Source organism: Kineosporia sp. NBRC 101677 (assembly GCF_030269265.1).
In the GTDB taxonomy this organism is placed as follows: domain Bacteria; phylum Actinomycetota; class Actinomycetes; order Actinomycetales; family Kineosporiaceae; genus Kineosporia; species Kineosporia rhizophila.
Genome location: NZ_BSTA01000002.1, coordinates 520,852 through 535,927 on the forward strand (window position 1 = coordinate 520,852; position 15,076 = coordinate 535,927).

Annotated in this window: 13 protein-coding genes; 11 read left to right on the top strand and 2 right to left on the bottom strand. The window is 70.1% G+C overall.

The genetic code is table 11. The annotated features are described in order from the left end of the window. The first annotated feature begins 59 nt into the window (after window positions 1-59). The 5 genes from araA (at window position 60) to QSK18_RS07825 (ending at window position 6,993) form a co-directional block, all read left to right on the top strand. Complete coding sequence (araA, locus tag QSK18_RS07805) at window positions 60-1,565, top strand: L-arabinose isomerase (protein ID WP_232809465.1); 1,506 nt, start codon at window positions 60-62, stop codon at window positions 1,563-1,565. A 71-nt stretch (window positions 1,566-1,636) separates the two neighbouring features. After that, complete coding sequence (chvE, locus tag QSK18_RS07810) at window positions 1,637-2,764, top strand: multiple monosaccharide ABC transporter substrate-binding protein (RefSeq protein WP_232809464.1); 1,128 nt, start codon at window positions 1,637-1,639, stop codon at window positions 2,762-2,764. Window positions 2,765-2,857: 93 nt separating this feature from the next. After that, window positions 2,858-4,393 (top strand): multiple monosaccharide ABC transporter ATP-binding protein, encoded by a 1,536-nt coding sequence (gene mmsA, locus QSK18_RS07815; RefSeq protein ID WP_232809463.1) that lies wholly within the window; start codon window positions 2,858-2,860, stop codon window positions 4,391-4,393. A gap of 5 nt (window positions 4,394-4,398) precedes the next feature. Continuing rightward, window positions 4,399-5,799: a multiple monosaccharide ABC transporter permease gene (gene mmsB / locus QSK18_RS07820; RefSeq protein WP_232809462.1), complete on the top strand. Its 1,401-nt coding sequence runs from the start codon at window positions 4,399-4,401 to the stop codon at window positions 5,797-5,799. Window positions 5,800-5,916: 117 nt separating this feature from the next. Continuing rightward, window positions 5,917-6,993: a LacI family DNA-binding transcriptional regulator gene (locus tag QSK18_RS07825; RefSeq protein WP_232809461.1), complete on the top strand. Its 1,077-nt coding sequence runs from the start codon at window positions 5,917-5,919 to the stop codon at window positions 6,991-6,993. Between the two features lie 239 nt (window positions 6,994-7,232). Here QSK18_RS07825 and QSK18_RS07830 read toward each other — a convergent pair whose 3' ends face one another. Both QSK18_RS07830 and QSK18_RS07835 read right to left on the bottom strand, forming a co-directional pair. Then, a complete protein-coding gene (locus QSK18_RS07830) occupies window positions 7,233-8,840 on the bottom strand; it encodes a methyl-accepting chemotaxis protein (RefSeq protein ID WP_232809460.1) in 1,608 nt (535 codons plus the stop codon). A gap of 93 nt (window positions 8,841-8,933) precedes the next feature. Then, entirely contained in the window at window positions 8,934-9,302 is a 369-nt protein-coding gene (locus QSK18_RS07835; protein ID WP_232809459.1) for an RNA-binding S4 domain-containing protein, read from the bottom strand. Window positions 9,303-9,478: 176 nt separating this feature from the next. On the opposite strand from QSK18_RS07835, the gene QSK18_RS07840 reads away from it, so the two are divergent. From QSK18_RS07840 to QSK18_RS07865, 6 genes are all read left to right on the top strand, one after another. Further along, window positions 9,479-10,957, top strand: coding sequence for an ATP-binding protein (locus tag QSK18_RS07840; protein ID WP_232809458.1), 1,479 nt, complete (start codon window positions 9,479-9,481; stop codon window positions 10,955-10,957). Then, a complete protein-coding gene (locus tag QSK18_RS07845; RefSeq protein ID WP_232809457.1) occupies window positions 10,954-11,370 on the top strand; it encodes a roadblock/LC7 domain-containing protein in 417 nt (138 codons plus the stop codon). The genes QSK18_RS07840 and QSK18_RS07845 overlap by 4 nt, the downstream gene beginning before the upstream one ends. Window positions 11,371-11,447: 77 nt before the next feature. Further along, window positions 11,448-11,777 carry a DUF742 domain-containing protein gene (locus tag QSK18_RS07850; protein ID WP_269809748.1) on the top strand — a complete coding sequence of 110 codons (330 nt, stop codon included), beginning with the start codon at window positions 11,448-11,450 and terminating at the stop codon, window positions 11,775-11,777. Further along, complete coding sequence (locus QSK18_RS07855; RefSeq protein ID WP_285617524.1) at window positions 11,755-12,363, top strand: GTP-binding protein; 609 nt, start codon at window positions 11,755-11,757, stop codon at window positions 12,361-12,363. Before QSK18_RS07850 ends, QSK18_RS07855 begins: the two co-directional genes overlap by 23 nt. A gap of 47 nt (window positions 12,364-12,410) precedes the next feature. Further along, window positions 12,411-13,694: a cytochrome P450 family protein gene (locus QSK18_RS07860; RefSeq protein ID WP_352396492.1), complete on the top strand. Its 1,284-nt coding sequence runs from the start codon at window positions 12,411-12,413 to the stop codon at window positions 13,692-13,694. 74 nt (window positions 13,695-13,768) lie between these two features. Continuing rightward, window positions 13,769-15,022: a cytochrome P450 family protein gene (locus QSK18_RS07865; RefSeq protein ID WP_232809453.1), complete on the top strand. Its 1,254-nt coding sequence runs from the start codon at window positions 13,769-13,771 to the stop codon at window positions 15,020-15,022. Window positions 15,023-15,076 lie beyond the last annotated feature (54 nt).

The following is a 15,076-nucleotide window of genomic DNA, read 5'->3' on the forward strand; positions in this document are numbered from 1 at the left end:
CCGGTGGCCCGCGCGGCCACCGCCCGTCCCCACCCGGAACGCTGACAAGGACTTCCCACATGACGCAGCAGCCCACCCGCACCATCTGGTTCCTGACCGGCAGCCAGAACCTGTACGGCGACGACGTCCTCCAGCAGGTCGCCGAGCAGTCCCAGGCGATCAGCCGGGCCCTGGACGGCGCCGAGGCGATCCCCTTCGAGATCGTCTGGAAGCCGGTCCTGAAGGACTCCGCCTCGATCCGCCGGCTGATGCTCGAGGCCAACTCGGACGACTCGGTGATCGGCCTGATCGCCTGGATGCACACGTTCTCGCCGGCCAAGATGTGGATCTCCGGCCTGGACGCGCTGGACAAGCCGCTGCTGCACCTGCACACCCAGGCGAACGAGGCCCTGCCCTGGTCCTCGATCGACATGGACTTCATGAACCTGAACCAGGCCGCCCACGGCGACCGCGAGTTCGGTTACATCCAGACCCGTCTGGGCGTCCCGCGCAAGACCGTGGCCGGTCACGTCAGCTCGCCGCGCACGATCGAGAAGGTCGCCGTCTGGGCCCGCGCCGCGGCCGGCCGGCACGCCGTGCGCACCCTGCGCCTGGCCCGGTTCGGCGACAACATGCGTAACGTCGCGGTGACCGAGGGCGACAAGGTCGAGGCCGAGCTGAAGTTCGGTGTCTCGGTCAACACCTACGGGGTCAACGAGCTGGTCGAGGTCGTCGACGCGATCGACGACGCGGCCGTCACCGGGCTGGTGGAGGAGTACCAGGACCTCTACGACGTGTCCGAGGAGCTGCGCGTGGGCGGCGAGCGGCACGACTCGCTGCGCTACGGCGCGCGGATCGAGCTGGGCCTGCGCAGCTTCCTCACCGAGGGCGGCTTCGGCGCCTTCACCACCAACTTCGAGGACCTGGGCGGCCTTCGGCAGCTGCCCGGCCTGGGAGTCCAGCGGCTGATGGCCGACGGTTACGGGTTCGGCGGCGAGGGGGACTGGAAGACCTCGGTCCTGCTGCACACCCTCAAGGCCGCCGCCCAGGGCCTGCCCGGCGGGACGTCCTTCATGGAGGACTACACCTACCACCTGGTGCCGGGCCAGGAAGTGATCCTCGGGGCGCACATGCTCGAGGTCTGCCCGTCGATCGCGGTGGCCAAGCCGCGCATCGAGATCCACCCGCTCGGTATCGGCGGGCGCGAGGACCCGGTCCGGATGGTGTTCGACGCCGCCCCCGGCCCGGCGGTCACGATCGGCATCGCCGACATGGGTGACCGCTTCCGGTTCGTCGCGAACGAGATCGAGGTGGTAGAACCCCTCGAGGAACTGCCGAAGCTGCCGGTCGCCCGGGCCGTCTGGAAACCCCAGCCGGACCTGGCTACCTCGGCCGAGGCCTGGCTCACTGCCGGTGGCCCCCACCACACGGTACTGTCCAGCGCGCTGACCGCAGAGCACCTCGGTGACCTTGCGGACATGCTCGAGACCGAGCTGGCACTGATCGACGCTTCGACCGACGTCCGTAGGTTCGGACGTGAACTGAAGTGGAACCAGGCGTACTTCCGCCTGGCTCAAGGGTTCTGACGCAAGCCCTCCCCAGTAACACAACTGCCCGGCGGCCAAGGATGGCCGTCTGAGAAACCGGAGAGAGAACTATGCAACGCAGCAGAGTTACCCGGATCGTCGCCGGATTCACCCTCGTGGCCGCCCTGGCCGCCTGTGGTGGGTCGACCGAGAAGACCGGTGGCGCCGCCCCCAAGGCCGGCGAGGACGTCGAGGGCTCGCTCGTCGGCGTGACCATGCCGACCCGTTCGTCCGAGCGCTGGATCGCCGACGGCGACAACGTGAAGGCCGCCCTGGAGAAGCTCGGCTACGAGGTCAGCCTCGAGTACGCCGAGGACAAGATCCCGACCCAGGTCGAGCAGATCGAGAACCAGATCGCCCAGGGCGCCCGGGTCCTGATCGTCGCCGCGATCGACGGCACCGCGCTCACCACGCAGCTGGAGCAGGCCCAGGAGCAGGGGATCAAGGTCATCTCCTACGACCGCCTGATCCGTGACACCGAGGCCGTGGACTACTACGCGAGCTTCGACAACTACAAGGTCGGCGTGCAGCAGGCCACCTCGCTGCTGCAGGGTCTCGGCCTGGTCGAGGCCGACGGCACGACCCGGACCGACGAGAAGGGCCCGTTCAACATCGAGCTCTTCGCCGGCTCGCCCGACGACAACAACGCCACGTTCTTCTTCAACGGCGCGATGGACACCCTGAAGCCGTACCTCGACGACAAGACCCTCGTGGTCAAGAGCGGCGAGACGGACTTCAAGACGGTCGCCACCCTGCAGTGGAAGCCCGAGACCGCTCAGGCCCGCATGGAGAACGTGATCACCAAGGCGTACAAGGGCGCTCGCCTCGACGGCGTGCTGTCCCCGTACGACGGCATGAGCATCGGCATCCTGTCGGCGCTGACCGGCTACGGCACCTCCGACAACCCCTGGCCGATCGTCACCGGCCAGGACGCCGAGGTCGCCTCGGTGAAGTCGATCATCGCCGGCGAGCAGTACGCCACCATCTACAAGGACACGCGCCAGCTGGCCGACGTGGCCGTGAAGATGGCCGACGCGGTGATGAAGGGCGAGGAGCCCGAGGTGAACAACACCACGGACTACGACAACGGCAAGAAGGTCGTCCCGTCGCAGCTCCTGGAGTCGGTCATCGTCAACAAGGACAACTACAAGGAAACCCTCGTGGACTCGGGCTACTACGCCGAGTCGGATCTCAGCTGACCTGAGCTCCCCAGCCGCCGGTCCGTCCACGGGCAACCCCTCCGCCCGTGGACGGGCCGGCGCATCCCCTGGCAGAGCCCTTGAGGAGCACGGATGCCCGGCAACATTCTCGAAATGCGCAACATCAGCAAGACCTTCCCGGGCGTGAAGGCGCTGCAGAACGTCACCTTCACGGTGGCCGAGGGCGAGATCCACGCCATCTGCGGCGAGAACGGCGCCGGGAAATCCACCCTGATGAAGGTTCTGTCAGGGGTCTACCCGTTCGGTGAGTACGAGGGCGACATCGTCTACGACGGCGAGGTCTGCCAGTTCAGCGGCACGCGCGACAGCGAGTCGCGCGGCATCGTGATCATCCACCAGGAACTCGCGCTGGTGCCGGAACTCTCGATCGCCGAGAACATCTTCCTCGGCAACGAGACGGCCACCCGCGGCCTGATCAACTGGGACGAGACCAACGCGCGGGCGGCGGAGCTGCTCAAGCGCGTGGGCCTGGCCGAGAACCCCACCACGAAGATCATCGATCTCGGTGTGGGCAAGCAGCAGCTGGTCGAGATCGCCAAGGCGATGTCGAAGAAGGTGCGCCTGCTGATCCTCGACGAGCCCACCGCAGCGCTCAACGACGACGACTCCGAGCACCTGCTCGACCTGCTGCGTGGTCTGCGTGACGAGGGCATCACCTGTGTGATCATCTCGCACAAGCTCAACGAGATCCAGGCCATCTCCGACTCGGTCACGATCATCCGGGACGGCCAGACCATCGACTCGCTCAACATGAAGCGCGACGAGGTCACCGAGGACCGGATCATCTCGCTGATGGTCGGCCGGTCGCTGGAGAACCGTTACCCGGACAAGGATCCCAGCATCCAGATCGGCGAGGAGGTGCTGCGGGTCGAGAACTGGACCGTGCACAGCTCCACCCAGCACGGCCGGGTCCTGATCCGCGAGGCCAACCTCAGCCTGCGGGCCGGCGAGATCGTCGGCCTGGCGGGCCTGATGGGCGCCGGGCGCACCGAGCTGGCGATGAGCATCTTCGGCCGCAGCTACGGCACCGGCATCAGCGGTCAGCTGTACAAGTTCGGCAAGCCGATCGAGGCCAAGAACGTCCAGCAGGCGATCAAGCACGGTCTGGCCTACGCCACCGAGGACCGCAAGCGCTACGGGCTGAACCTGATCGACAACATCACCCGGAACGTCTCCGCCGCCGCCCTGGGCAAGCTGGCCAAGCGCGGCTGGGTGGACGACAACGAGGAACTGAGCGTCGCCGAGGGCTTCCGCAAGAGCCTGCGGATCAAGGCGCCGACCGTGGCCTCGATCACCGGCAAGCTCAGCGGTGGTAACCAGCAGAAGGTCGTGCTGGCCAAGTGGATCTACACGAACCCCGACGTGCTGATCCTCGACGAGCCGACGCGCGGTATCGACGTCGGCGCCAAGTACGAGATCTACCAGATCATCAACCAGCTCGCGGCCGAGGGGAAGGCGATCCTGGTGATCTCCTCCGAACTGCCCGAGCTGCTGGGCATCTGCGACCGGATCTACGCCCTCTCCGAGGGCCGGATCACCGGCCAGGTGTCCCGTGAAGAAGCCACCCAGGAGCTGCTCATGCAGTACATGACCAAAGGGCAGGTGTGAGACCGATGGCAACCTCTGACTCCTCGCCCACCCCCACCGACGAGGTGGGGAAGAAGGACGACGGCACCCCCGAGGCCACCGGAGCCACCAAGGCCGAGGGCACCAAGGCGGAGACCACCACCGAGGTCACGGCCGAGAAGCCGCAGCCCGCCCCGGTCGCCGCGTCCTCGCCCGCCCCCGCGGCGGCGACGGCCGGAGCCGCGACCGCCACCCGCAGTGGCGGACGGGGTTTCAACGCCGGCAGCCTGCGTGAGAACGGCATCTACTTCGCGTTCGCCCTGATCGTGGTGCTGTTCGCGGTTCTGACCGGCGGCGACCTGCTGCAGCCGCAGAACCTGTCGAACATCATCGTGCAGAAGAGCTACATCCTGATCCTCGCGATCGGGATGATCCTGATCATCATCGCCGGTCACATCGACCTGTCGGTGGGATCGGTTCTCGCGGCCACCGGTGCCTTCTCGGCCGTACTGATGGTCAATCACGACGTCCACTGGGCGATCGCGATCCCGCTGACCCTGCTGATGGGTGCCGCGATCGGCGCCTGGCAGGGCTACTGGGTGGCCTACTTCGGCATCCCGGCCTTCATCGTCACCCTGGCCGGCATGCTCGTGTTCCGCGCGGTCACCCTGATCATCCTGGGCAACCAGGGCATCGGCCCGTTCCCCGACGCGGTCCGCACCATGGCCAACGGGTTCACCCCGGGCTGGCTCGGCAACGTCGCGCTCGGTGGGCTCGGCGGCGCCGACCTGGTCACCCTGCTGGTCGGCCTGGCCCTGGTGGCCGCGATCGTCTGGACCCAGTACAGCTCGCGCACCGCCCGGATCAAGCTGGGCCAGTCGGTCGAGCCGTTCGGCCTGTTCCTGGTGAAGATCATCGCGCCGTCGCTGGTGCTGATGTTCGTCATCGTGCAGCTCGCCCGCTACCGCAACCTGCCCTGGGTGCTGGTCCTGCTCGGTGCGCTCATCCTGATCTACACGCTGGTCACCAACCGCGCCGTCTTCGGCCGTCACATCTACGCGATCGGTGGCAACCTGCACGCCGCCACGCTGTCCGGCGTGAAGGTCAAGCAGGTCACGTTCTGGCTGTTCGTGAACATGGGTGTGCTGGCCGCCGTGGCCGGCATCATCTTCTCCGGCCGGCTCAACCTGGCCGGCCCGACCGCCGGTAACAGCTTCGAGCTGGACGCCATCGCCGCCGCGTTCATCGGTGGTGCGGCCGTCCAGGGTGGTGTCGGCAAGGTGATCGGCGCCATCACCGGTGGTCTGATCATGGCCGTGATCGACAACGGGATGTCGCTGCTGGGTGCCGGCAGCGAGGAGGTCATGCTGGTCAAGGGCCTCGTGCTGCTGGCCGCGGTCGCCTTCGACGTGATCACCAAGCGCCGGGCCGGCTCCAGCTCCAGATAGTGGTGCTGCGGTTCGGTTGACAGCCGGGTGAGGCCTACGGCCCGGGCTCCCTTCCAGGTGCCCGGGCCGTAGGTCCCACACCGGGCCGGTGATTCCCGCGAGGAATGGACCAGATCGATGAGACCTCCGTCCCGGGCGGCGGCCCAGGCCGGCGGCGATCCAGCCCATCCCAGCTCTCCGGGCGGCGCGGCAGCGCGCAAACGCCCAGGGATGCACGACGTCGCCCGCCTCGCCGGCGTTTCCCACCAGACGGTGTCACGTGTGCTCAACGGCAGTGACGGCGTCAGCTCCCGCACCCGCGCAGTGGTTCTGGCCGCGATCGACGAGCTGGGCTACCGGCCCAACTCGGCGGCCCGGACACTGGTCACCGGGCGCTCGAAAGTGCTCGGGCTGGTGACCATCGGGGGCGCCCTCTACGGGCCGATGTCGATGCTCTACGGCGTCGAGTCGGCCGCCCGCGAGGAAGGCTACATCCTCACTGTCGCGAACGTCGGTGGCGGTGAGGGTGGTTCGGTTGAACGTGCGGTGACCAGGCTGGAACGCCAGGGCGTCGAGGGCATCGTCGTGGTGGCCCCGCTCACCTCGGTGGGCGAGAGCCTGGCCACGATGGCCCGCCACCTTCCCCTGGTGGCGGTCGAGAGTTCGCTCAACAGCGCCCTTCCGGTGATCTCGGTGGACCAGATCGCCGGGGCCACCGTGGCCACCGAGCACCTGCTCGCGCTCGGCCACCGCACGGTCTGGCACGTCGCCGGGCCGAGCCACTTCTACGAGGCCCAGGACCGGATCTCGGGCTGGGCGGCCGCTCTGGAGCGGGCCGGTGCCGAGGTGCCGCCGCTGCTCTACGGCGACTGGAGTGCCCCCACCGGCTACGAGGCCGGGCAGATCCTGAGCCGGATGCCCGACGTCTCGGCCGTTTTCGTGGCCAACGACTCGATGGCCGTCGGGGTGCTGCGGGCGCTGCGGGAGAACGGCCGCGACCTGCCGGGCGACATCAGCGTGGTGGGTTTCGACGACATCCCCGAGGCCGGCTACTTCAGCCCACCGTTGACCACGGTGCGCCAGCCGTTCGAGGAGGTCGGGCGTCGCAGCCTGAAGGCCCTCCTGGCGCAGATCGAGACCGGTGAGAGCGTGCCGGAGCGGCTCGTGATCGAGCCGGAGCTGGTGATCCGGGAGAGCTCGGCGCCGCCGTCCTAGACGGTCCGCCGATCTCTGCACCGCCGTTCGTTCAGGAGCGCGGTCCCTGCCCCCGTCGGTCAGGGACCGCGCGTCCGTCCTACGCGCCGCCGCCCGAGCGGCGTCCTGCCCCACCCGCAGGGCGTCCGGCATCCGCCCGTCGGTCTCTGGGTGCCGGGGACGAGTAGGTGGTACTCCTCCAGTAGGCGCGACGCCGGGGCATCCGGACAATCCGCTCGATGTGGACACCTGAGCTGTCCTCAGACCTGGAAGCGGCGGACCACGTTCTGCAGGTCCCGTGACGACGCCTCGAGCGCCCCGGCCGCGTCCCGGACCTCGCCCAGGTCGCGGGACGACTGCTCGCTCGCCCGGGCCACGGCCTGGACGTTGGCCGCGATCTCACCGGAACTGCCGGCCGCCCCGGCCACGTTCCGGGTCATCTCGGCGGTCACCGCGGTCTGTTCCTCCACCGCGGCCGCGATGGTGTTCTGGTACGTGCTGATCTGGTCGATGACCTCGGAGATCTCACTGATCGCGGCGACCGCCGCACTGGTGTCGGACTGGATCGCGGCGACCTTGGAGACGATGTCCTCGGTGGCCTTGGCGGTCTCCTGGGCCAGTTCCTTCACCTCGTTGGCGACCACCGCGAACCCCTTGCCGGACTCCCCGGCGCGGGCCGCCTCGATGGTCGCGTTCAGCGCCAGCAGGTTGGTCTGCTCGGCGATCGAGGTGATCGCCTGGACCACGGTGGCGATCTCGGCCGAGGCCTCGCCCAGCCGCCCGATCACGTGACTGGTGGCCTCGGCGCTGCCGACCGCCTGGGCGGCGACCCGCGCCGCCTCGGTGGCATTGGTGGCGATCTCCTGGATCGACTGGCCCATCTCCTGGCTGCCCGCGGACATCGTCTGGACGTTGGTCGAGACGGTGTCCGCGGCCGAGGCGACCAGCCCGGCCTGCGCCGCGCTCTCGGTGTTGCCGGCGGTCAGCTTGACCACCGTGCGGTTCAGGCTCTCGGAAAGGCTGTGCAGCGTGGTCGAACTCTCGGTCAGGGCCAGCACCGCGGTCCGGGTGTTGCCCACGGCCTCGCCCAGGGCGCGGTCGGCCGTGGTCATCTCGTCGTTGCCGGAGGGGGTCGGGGTGCTGGTGAGGTCGCCGGAGGCGACCCGGCGCAGGCTGCTCACGGTCTGGCCGAGCGGACCGGTGATGCTCCGGGTGACCGTCCAGGCCAGCAGGGTGGCCAGCACCACGGCGACGACCAGCACGCCCAGGACGGTGGTGCGCACCTCGGTGGCGCTGGTCGCGGCGGCCTCGGTCTCGGCGTCCCGGCGCCCGGTCACCGAGTCGGCGATCGAGGCGGTCTGTTCCAGGACGTCGGTGTACACGGTCATGCCGGTCTCGAGGATCTGGGTCTCGGCGGCCCGGACCCGGCCGGCCCGGTACAGCTCGACCGCCTCGTCGTCGGCGGCGAAGAAGCTGTTCCAGGACGCGGACATGGCGTCGAAGGTCTCCCGCTCGGCGGCGGTCATCGACCCCACCGGGAAGTCCTGCAGGAACTGCAGCAGCCCGGCCTTGGAGGTCAGGAATCCGGCGCGGTTCGGCGAGTCGTCGGCGATCGCGGCCTGACTGCCCAGACGCCGGGCGTCCCAGCCGTAGACGGCCTGCCAGCCGGTCACGTCCGCGTTGTAGAAGTTGACCTTGTCCACCGCGCGCACCAGGTCGGTGAGCTCGTCCACCCGCTCGGCCGAGGCCCGCTGCTTGGACAGGCCGTGCAGGGCCGCCCCGGAGGCGATCGCGAGCAGGACCGTGACCACCGCGAACGCCGCTGCCAGACGGGTGCCGATGCGGAACCGGCGAAGCTGACTGAGCACTGATCCTCCTGGACGCGTCCGACAGTGGTACTTCGGACGTCACCAGGACGAAGTTGAGCCTCGGGACTACCGGCGGGAAAGGTGCGGCCCCACCTACTGGATGCGGAACCGGTCGAGCTGCCGGCGCTCCCGCTTGGTCGGCCGGCCCGCCCCCCGGTCGCGCACGGCGACGTGCACGATCTCCTCCTTCGGCGGCGGCGCCGGGGTCAGGTCCTCGAAACAGGTCACCGCCACCGCGGCCCCCACCCGTTTCTGGATCAGCCTGCGCACCAGCGCGATCCGCTCCCCACCAGGGGTGAGGGCCTCGACCTTGTCGCCCACCCGCACCATCGTCGAGGGCTTGGCCTTGTTGCCGTTGACCGCGACGTGGCCGCCCCGGCAGGCGCTCGAGGCCGCCGACCGGGTCTTGAACAACCGCACGGACGAGACCCAGACGTCCAGGCGCACTTCTGCCGGATCCATGCGCCTACTTTACGAGCGCTGTCACGCCGCATTTCGTCCTGTGGTGCGCCCAGACACCTGTGCTAGGTTTTCGGCCCATTAGTCCGATACGGTCGTAAAAGGACTTTGATGACCGCGTGCGTATCGGACGGCTCGAATTCGGCGAAGTGTTCGGCTCGCAACGCGAAGGGTGTCCATTGACGAGCACAGCGCGGCCTCCACGTCGTTCTCCGTCTCCGTGGCTGGTCGGTGCTCTGGTCGCCGGGGCCGCCGCCTGGGCCCGGCGCGGGGGCTCGCTGCCCTGGCCCGAGAAGGCCCGGGCGCTGCCCACCCCGCCGCCCGCCGCCCCGGTGCCGGACGGCCCGGTGATCACTCCGGCCGAGCTCGACCTGGCGGTGGCCCGTGAGCGTCAGCGCCTGATCCAGTTGCAGCAGGAGCTGCAGCACGTGGTCAAGGCGCGGATGCCGGCCGCCCTGGCCGGGGCCGAGGTGCCCCCGGCCGACCGGCCCCAGGAGCTCAGTCCCGAGACCGCCGCCCTGCTCGAGGAGATGCTGGAGCAGGTCGGCAGCACCGTGCGGGAGCGGGAGGAGTCGCGCCGCCTGGCCCTGGTCGAGCTGGCCGGCCGGGTGCAGACCTCCGCACACCGGATCCAGCAGGCGATGAGCGGCCTGGCCGAGCAGCACCCGGGCGACCCGGACCTGCTCGAGACCACCATGCGGGTCGACCACGCGGCCACCCAGCAGGCCCGGCACGCGCAGAGCGTGAAGGTCCTGTGCGACGAGTGGCCCGGGCAGCAGTGGCCGGCCCCGCTCGCCCTGGTCGACGTGGTGCGGGCCGCCTCCGGCCGGATCGTCGCCTTCAGCCGGGTGCAGGTCACCGGCGACCAGACGGTGGCCGCGGTGCCCAGCGTGGTCGAGCCGCTGATCCACCTGATCGCCGAGCTGCTGGCCAACGCCACCGAGTACTCGGCCCCCTCCACCCCGGTCACCGTGGGGGTGCGCGGGGTCCAGCGCGGCGCCGTGATCGAGGTCGACGACAGCGGTTTCGGCCTCGACGACTACCGTCTGGCCGAGGCCCGGGAGATCGTCTCCGGCCGTCGTCTGCTCGGGGTCAGCGACGTCGGTGAGATCCCGCAGACCGGTTTCGCCGTGGTCGGCCGCTTCGCCCGCCGCCACGGTTTCACCGTCGACCTGGGGATCTCCCCGTACGGCGGGGTCCGGGCGGTCGTCCTGGTACCCAGCGTGCTGGTCCAGACGGTGGCCCTGCCCGCCCCGGTCGCGGTGCCGGAACCCGTCGCGGAGCCCGAGGCACCGGTGGTGCCCGAGCCGCCCGCCCCGGTGGTCGTCGACACCCGGCCGGCCGCACCCGTCGTCGAACCCGCACCCGTCGTCGAACCCGCACCGGGTGGCGAAACCCAGCTACCGCAACGACGTTCGTCCCGCCGACGCAACCCGGCCACCCCGGTCGGGAGCGAACCGGCCGCAGCCACCCGCCCGGTCGTCCCCACCGCCCCGGCCACCGACCCCGAAGACGCGGGCGACTGGATGGAGCGGTTCTTCGAGGGCTCCCAGCCCATCCCGGTCACCCCGGCCGAGCCCGGGACGACCACGCCAGGAACCGATCTCGAGGGTGGGGACACCCCCTCGACCACCCGGAAGGACGCGACTCAGGGATGAGCCAGGAGCAGAGGACCGCCCGCCCGGACCGAGGCTGGATGATCGCCGAGGTCACCGTCGTCCCCGGGGTCCGTGACGTGGTGGTGTTCAGCGTCGACGGCCTTCTCCTGGCCGGCTCGGCCGGCCTCGGCCGCGACCGGGCCGAACGGCTGGCCGCCACCTGTTCGGGGCTGCAGTCGCTGGGCCGCGCCCTGGGCCAGGAGTTCGGCACCGGCGACGGGCTGGTCCGCCACCAGATGATCGAGTTCGACGGCGGCTTCCTGTTCCTGCGCAGCGCCGACGGCGCCCACCTGGCGGTGGTCGCCGATCCGGTGGTCGACCCGCGGCAGGTGGCCCGGGCGATGCAGGCCCAGGTGCTCAAGATCGGTGCCGCCAACCTCAGCAGTCCCGCCCGCCAGGACGCGCCCCAGTGACCGGGTCTGGGGAACCAGACCACGAAACCAGAGTCCGGGCCGCAGCCCCGCCCACCGGGCAGTTCTCCGCCCGCGCCCTGCGGCCCTACGTGATCACCCGGGGCCGGGCCCGGGCCAGCCGCAACACCGTCGGGGTGGAGACGCTGCTGATCGCCCCCGACCCCACCCGCGAACTGCCGGTCACCGCCACCCGCGAAGAACGCGCCCTGGTGCGGATGTGCGCCCGGCTGCTCTCCCTGGCCGAGGCCGCGGCGCACCTCGACCTGCCGGTCAGCCTGGTCAGCGTGCTCGCCTCGGACCTGATCGACGCCGGCTACCTCTCGGCCCGCTCGGGCACCGCCCGTCCGGCCGCCCCCGACTCCTCTCTGCTGCAGGAGGTGCTGCATGGACTCCGCGGCATCCGCTGACCGCTACCTGCCGGACACGGTCCAGCGCTCGGCCAAGATCCTCGTCGTCGGCGCCTTCGGGGTGGGCAAGACCACCCTGGTCGGCTCGGTCAGCGAGATCACCCCGCTGCGCACCGAGGAGGTGATGACCGAGGCCGGGGTCGGGGTCGACGACCTGCCCGGAGACAGCCACAAGCGCACCACCACCGTGGCGATGGACTTCGGCCGGATCACCATCAACGCCGAGCTGGTGCTGTACCTGTTCGGCGCGCCTGGCCAGCGGCGGTTCTGGGACCTGTGGACCGATCTGGCGGTGGGCGCCATCGGCGTCCTGGTGCTGGTCGACATCCGCCGCCTGGAGCAGAGTTTCGACGTCCTCGAGCAGCTGGAGGAGCGCGATCTGCCGTTCGCGGTGGCGGTGAACCGCTTCCCCGACAGCCCGGTGGTCGAGCTCGAAGAGGTACGGGCCGCCCTCGACCTGCTGCCCGAGACACCGGTGGTGGAGTGCGACGCGCGCAACCGACACTCCAGCGCCCAGGCCCTCCTCGCCCTGTGCGAGTACGTCGCCACCCACGATCCGCGTTCCTTCCGGGAGTACGCCACGTGACCGAAACGCCAGAGCCGGAAAGGGTCTTCGGATCCGTCTCGGACACCATGAAGCTCAAGCCGGACACCCCGCCCCCGGGCTGTCCGGCCCACTCGAGCACGGCCGGGCTGACTCCGCTGATCTCCGCCACCGGTTCGCTCGACCATCGCGTGGTCTACCGGCAGCTGCGGGCCGAGCAGGGGCCGGTCGCCCGGGTCGAGCTGGAGCCGGGCGTGGGGGCCTGGCTGGTGATGGGCTACCGCGAGCTGCTGACCATCACCCGCGACGAGCGCACCTTCGTGCACGACGCCCGTAACTGGAAAGACCTGCAGGACGGCGTGGTCGCCCCGGATTCCGGTCTGCTGCCGATGATGGCCTGGCGGGCCAACGTGATCGGCGCCGACGGGGAGACCCACCGCCGGCTGCGGCGCCCGCTCGACGAGGGCGTGGCCCACATCGACCAGCGCCGCACCCGCCGCGAGGTGGAGGCGATCTGCGCCGATCTGGTCGCCTCGTTCGCCGGCCGGGGCTCGGCCGACCTGATCGGTGAGTACGCCGCGGTGATCCCGTTGCTGGCGCTGGCCTCGCTGTTCGGGATGGAGCGGGAAGAGGGCCTGGAGCTGCGCCAGGCGCTGATCGCGCTGTTCGGCAGCCAGGACAACTCGCAGTCCGGCAACCGGCAGTTCGAGGAGATCCTGCTGGACCTGCTGCGCGCCCGGGCGGCCGATCCGGACGACACCCGCGACGACCTGACCGGGGTGTTCCTGCGGCACCCGGCGCTGGAGAACGAGGCCGAGCGGCTGCAGTCGATGGTGGTGATGATCGCCGCCGCGAACGAGACGGTCACCGCCTGGATCTCGCACACCCTGCGCTTCCTGCTCACCGACCCGCGGTTCTCGGCGCAGCTGCGCGGAGGCAGTCTGGGGGTCGACGACGCGCTCGACGAGGCGCTCTGGCGCGACCCGCCGATGAACGTGATGCCGGCCCGCTACGCGCTGCACGACACCGAGCTCGGCGGTCAGCAGATCCGCAAGGGTGACGTGCTCCTGCTCGGCCTGGGAGCGGTGGTCGACGACCCGCTGATGCAGACCGGTTTCGGCCCGATGGCCGAGCCGGGCAACCGCGCGCACCTGGCCTTCGCCGCCGGCCCGCACTCCTGCCCGGCCCGGGTGCCCGCCCGGCTGATCACCCGCACCGCGGTCAGCACCGTGCTCAACCTGCTGCCGGACATCCATCTCTCGGTACCGGCGGCCGAGATCACCTGGCTGCCCTCGCCGTGGACGCGGGTGCCGACCGCCCTGCCGGTCGAGTTCTCCACCGTGGCGGCGGCACCGGAGCTGCAGCACCGCTGATCGAGCTGATCACTTGACCGGGACGCACGGACGCGGCCCGGGAGGTTGCCCTTTTCATCTGCCAGGAGGCCACCGTGTCCGAAAGCGTCGCAACCACCGTCGATCCCGACAGCATCCCGGTCGTCGAACTGGATCCCGCCGCCCGTGACCACCAGGGTGAGGCGGCCCGGCTGCGGGCCCTCGGCCCGGTGGTCCGGATCAAGCTGCCCGGCAACGTGGGCGCCTGGAGCGTCACCGACCACGCCCTGCTCAACGACCTGGTCACCGATCCGCGGTTCAGCAAGAACTGGCGCAACTGGAACGCCATCCGCTCCGGTCAGGTGGACGACTCCTGGCCGCTGATCGGCATGGTCAAGGTCAACAACATGGTCACCGCGGACGGCGACGAGCACCGCCGGCTGCGCAAGCTGGTCACCGCCAACCTGACCCCGCGCCGGGTGCAGGAGCTGCGCCCGCAGATCGAGCAGATCGTCGCCGAACTGCTGGCCGGCCTGCCCGCCCAGGCCGGCCCGGACGGTGTGGTGGACCTGCGCAAGCACTTCTCCGACGTGGTGCCGGTGCGGGTGATCTGCGAGCTGTTCGGGGTGCCGGAGGCCGAGCGGGCGCGGTTGAAGTTCCTGATGGACCAGATCTTCCGCTCCGACCTCACCTCCGAGGAGGTGGTCGGCTTCCAGATCGAGACGTACCAGTTGCTGGCCCGGGTGGTCGAGGCCCGGCGGGCCGAACCGGGCGCCGACCTGACCAGCGCCCTGATCGCGGCCCGGGACGCCGAGCCCGACGCGCTGAGCGAGGAGGAACTGGTCGGCACCCTGCTGGTGATGCTCGCAGCCGGGCAGGAGACCACGGTCGCGCTGATCACCAACGCCGTGCGGGCCCTGCTGACCCACCCCGAACAGAGGACGATCGCGGTCGCCGGCGGCGCGGAGGTCTGGGCCGCGGTGGTCGAGGAGACCCTGCGCTGGGACGCCCCGATCGGCAACTTCCCGTTCCGCTACCCCTTGGAAGACGTGGAGATCGCCGGGGTCGTGATCCCCAAGGGGGAGGCGATCATGGCGCCGTACAGCGCGGTCGGCCGTGAGGAGAAGCAGCACGGGGACGACGCGGGGGTCTTCGACATCACCCGGACCCAGCGCAAGCACCTGGCTTTCGGGGGTGGCATGCACGTCTGCCTGGGCGCGGTGCTGGCCCGGATGGAGGGCGTGATCGCGATCCCGGCGGTGTTCGACCGCTTCCCGGGCATCGAGCTGGCGGTGGACGAGGCGGAACTGATCCCGATCCCGTCGATGTTCTCGAACAGCTCCTCGACGCTGCCGGTTCGACTGGGCTGAAAGTGGTCAGAAAGTAGCGCACCTGACCCGCCCTCCCACCCGGGGTAACACGAC

Bases quoted from the DNA above. Each gene is read 5' to 3' on its own strand.
- QSK18_RS07860 (WP_352396492.1), top strand. From the start codon at position 12,411: ATGAAGCTCAAGCCGGACACCCCGCCCCCGGGCTGTCCGGCCCACTCG.
- QSK18_RS07835 (WP_232809459.1), bottom strand. From the start codon at position 9,302: ATGGATCCGGCAGAAGTGCGCCTGGACGTCTGGGTCTCGTCCGTGCGG.
- mmsB (WP_232809462.1), top strand. From the start codon at position 4,399: ATGGCAACCTCTGACTCCTCGCCCACCCCCACCGACGAGGTGGGGAAG.
- QSK18_RS07845 (WP_232809457.1), top strand. From the start codon at position 10,954: ATGAGCCAGGAGCAGAGGACCGCCCGCCCGGACCGAGGCTGGATGATC.
- QSK18_RS07825 (WP_232809461.1), top strand. From the start codon at position 5,917: ATGAGACCTCCGTCCCGGGCGGCGGCCCAGGCCGGCGGCGATCCAGCC.
- chvE (WP_232809464.1), top strand. From the start codon at position 1,637: ATGCAACGCAGCAGAGTTACCCGGATCGTCGCCGGATTCACCCTCGTG.
- QSK18_RS07855 (WP_285617524.1), top strand. From the start codon at position 11,755: ATGGACTCCGCGGCATCCGCTGACCGCTACCTGCCGGACACGGTCCAG.
- mmsA (WP_232809463.1), top strand. From the start codon at position 2,858: ATGCCCGGCAACATTCTCGAAATGCGCAACATCAGCAAGACCTTCCCG.
- araA (WP_232809465.1), top strand. From the start codon at position 60: ATGACGCAGCAGCCCACCCGCACCATCTGGTTCCTGACCGGCAGCCAG.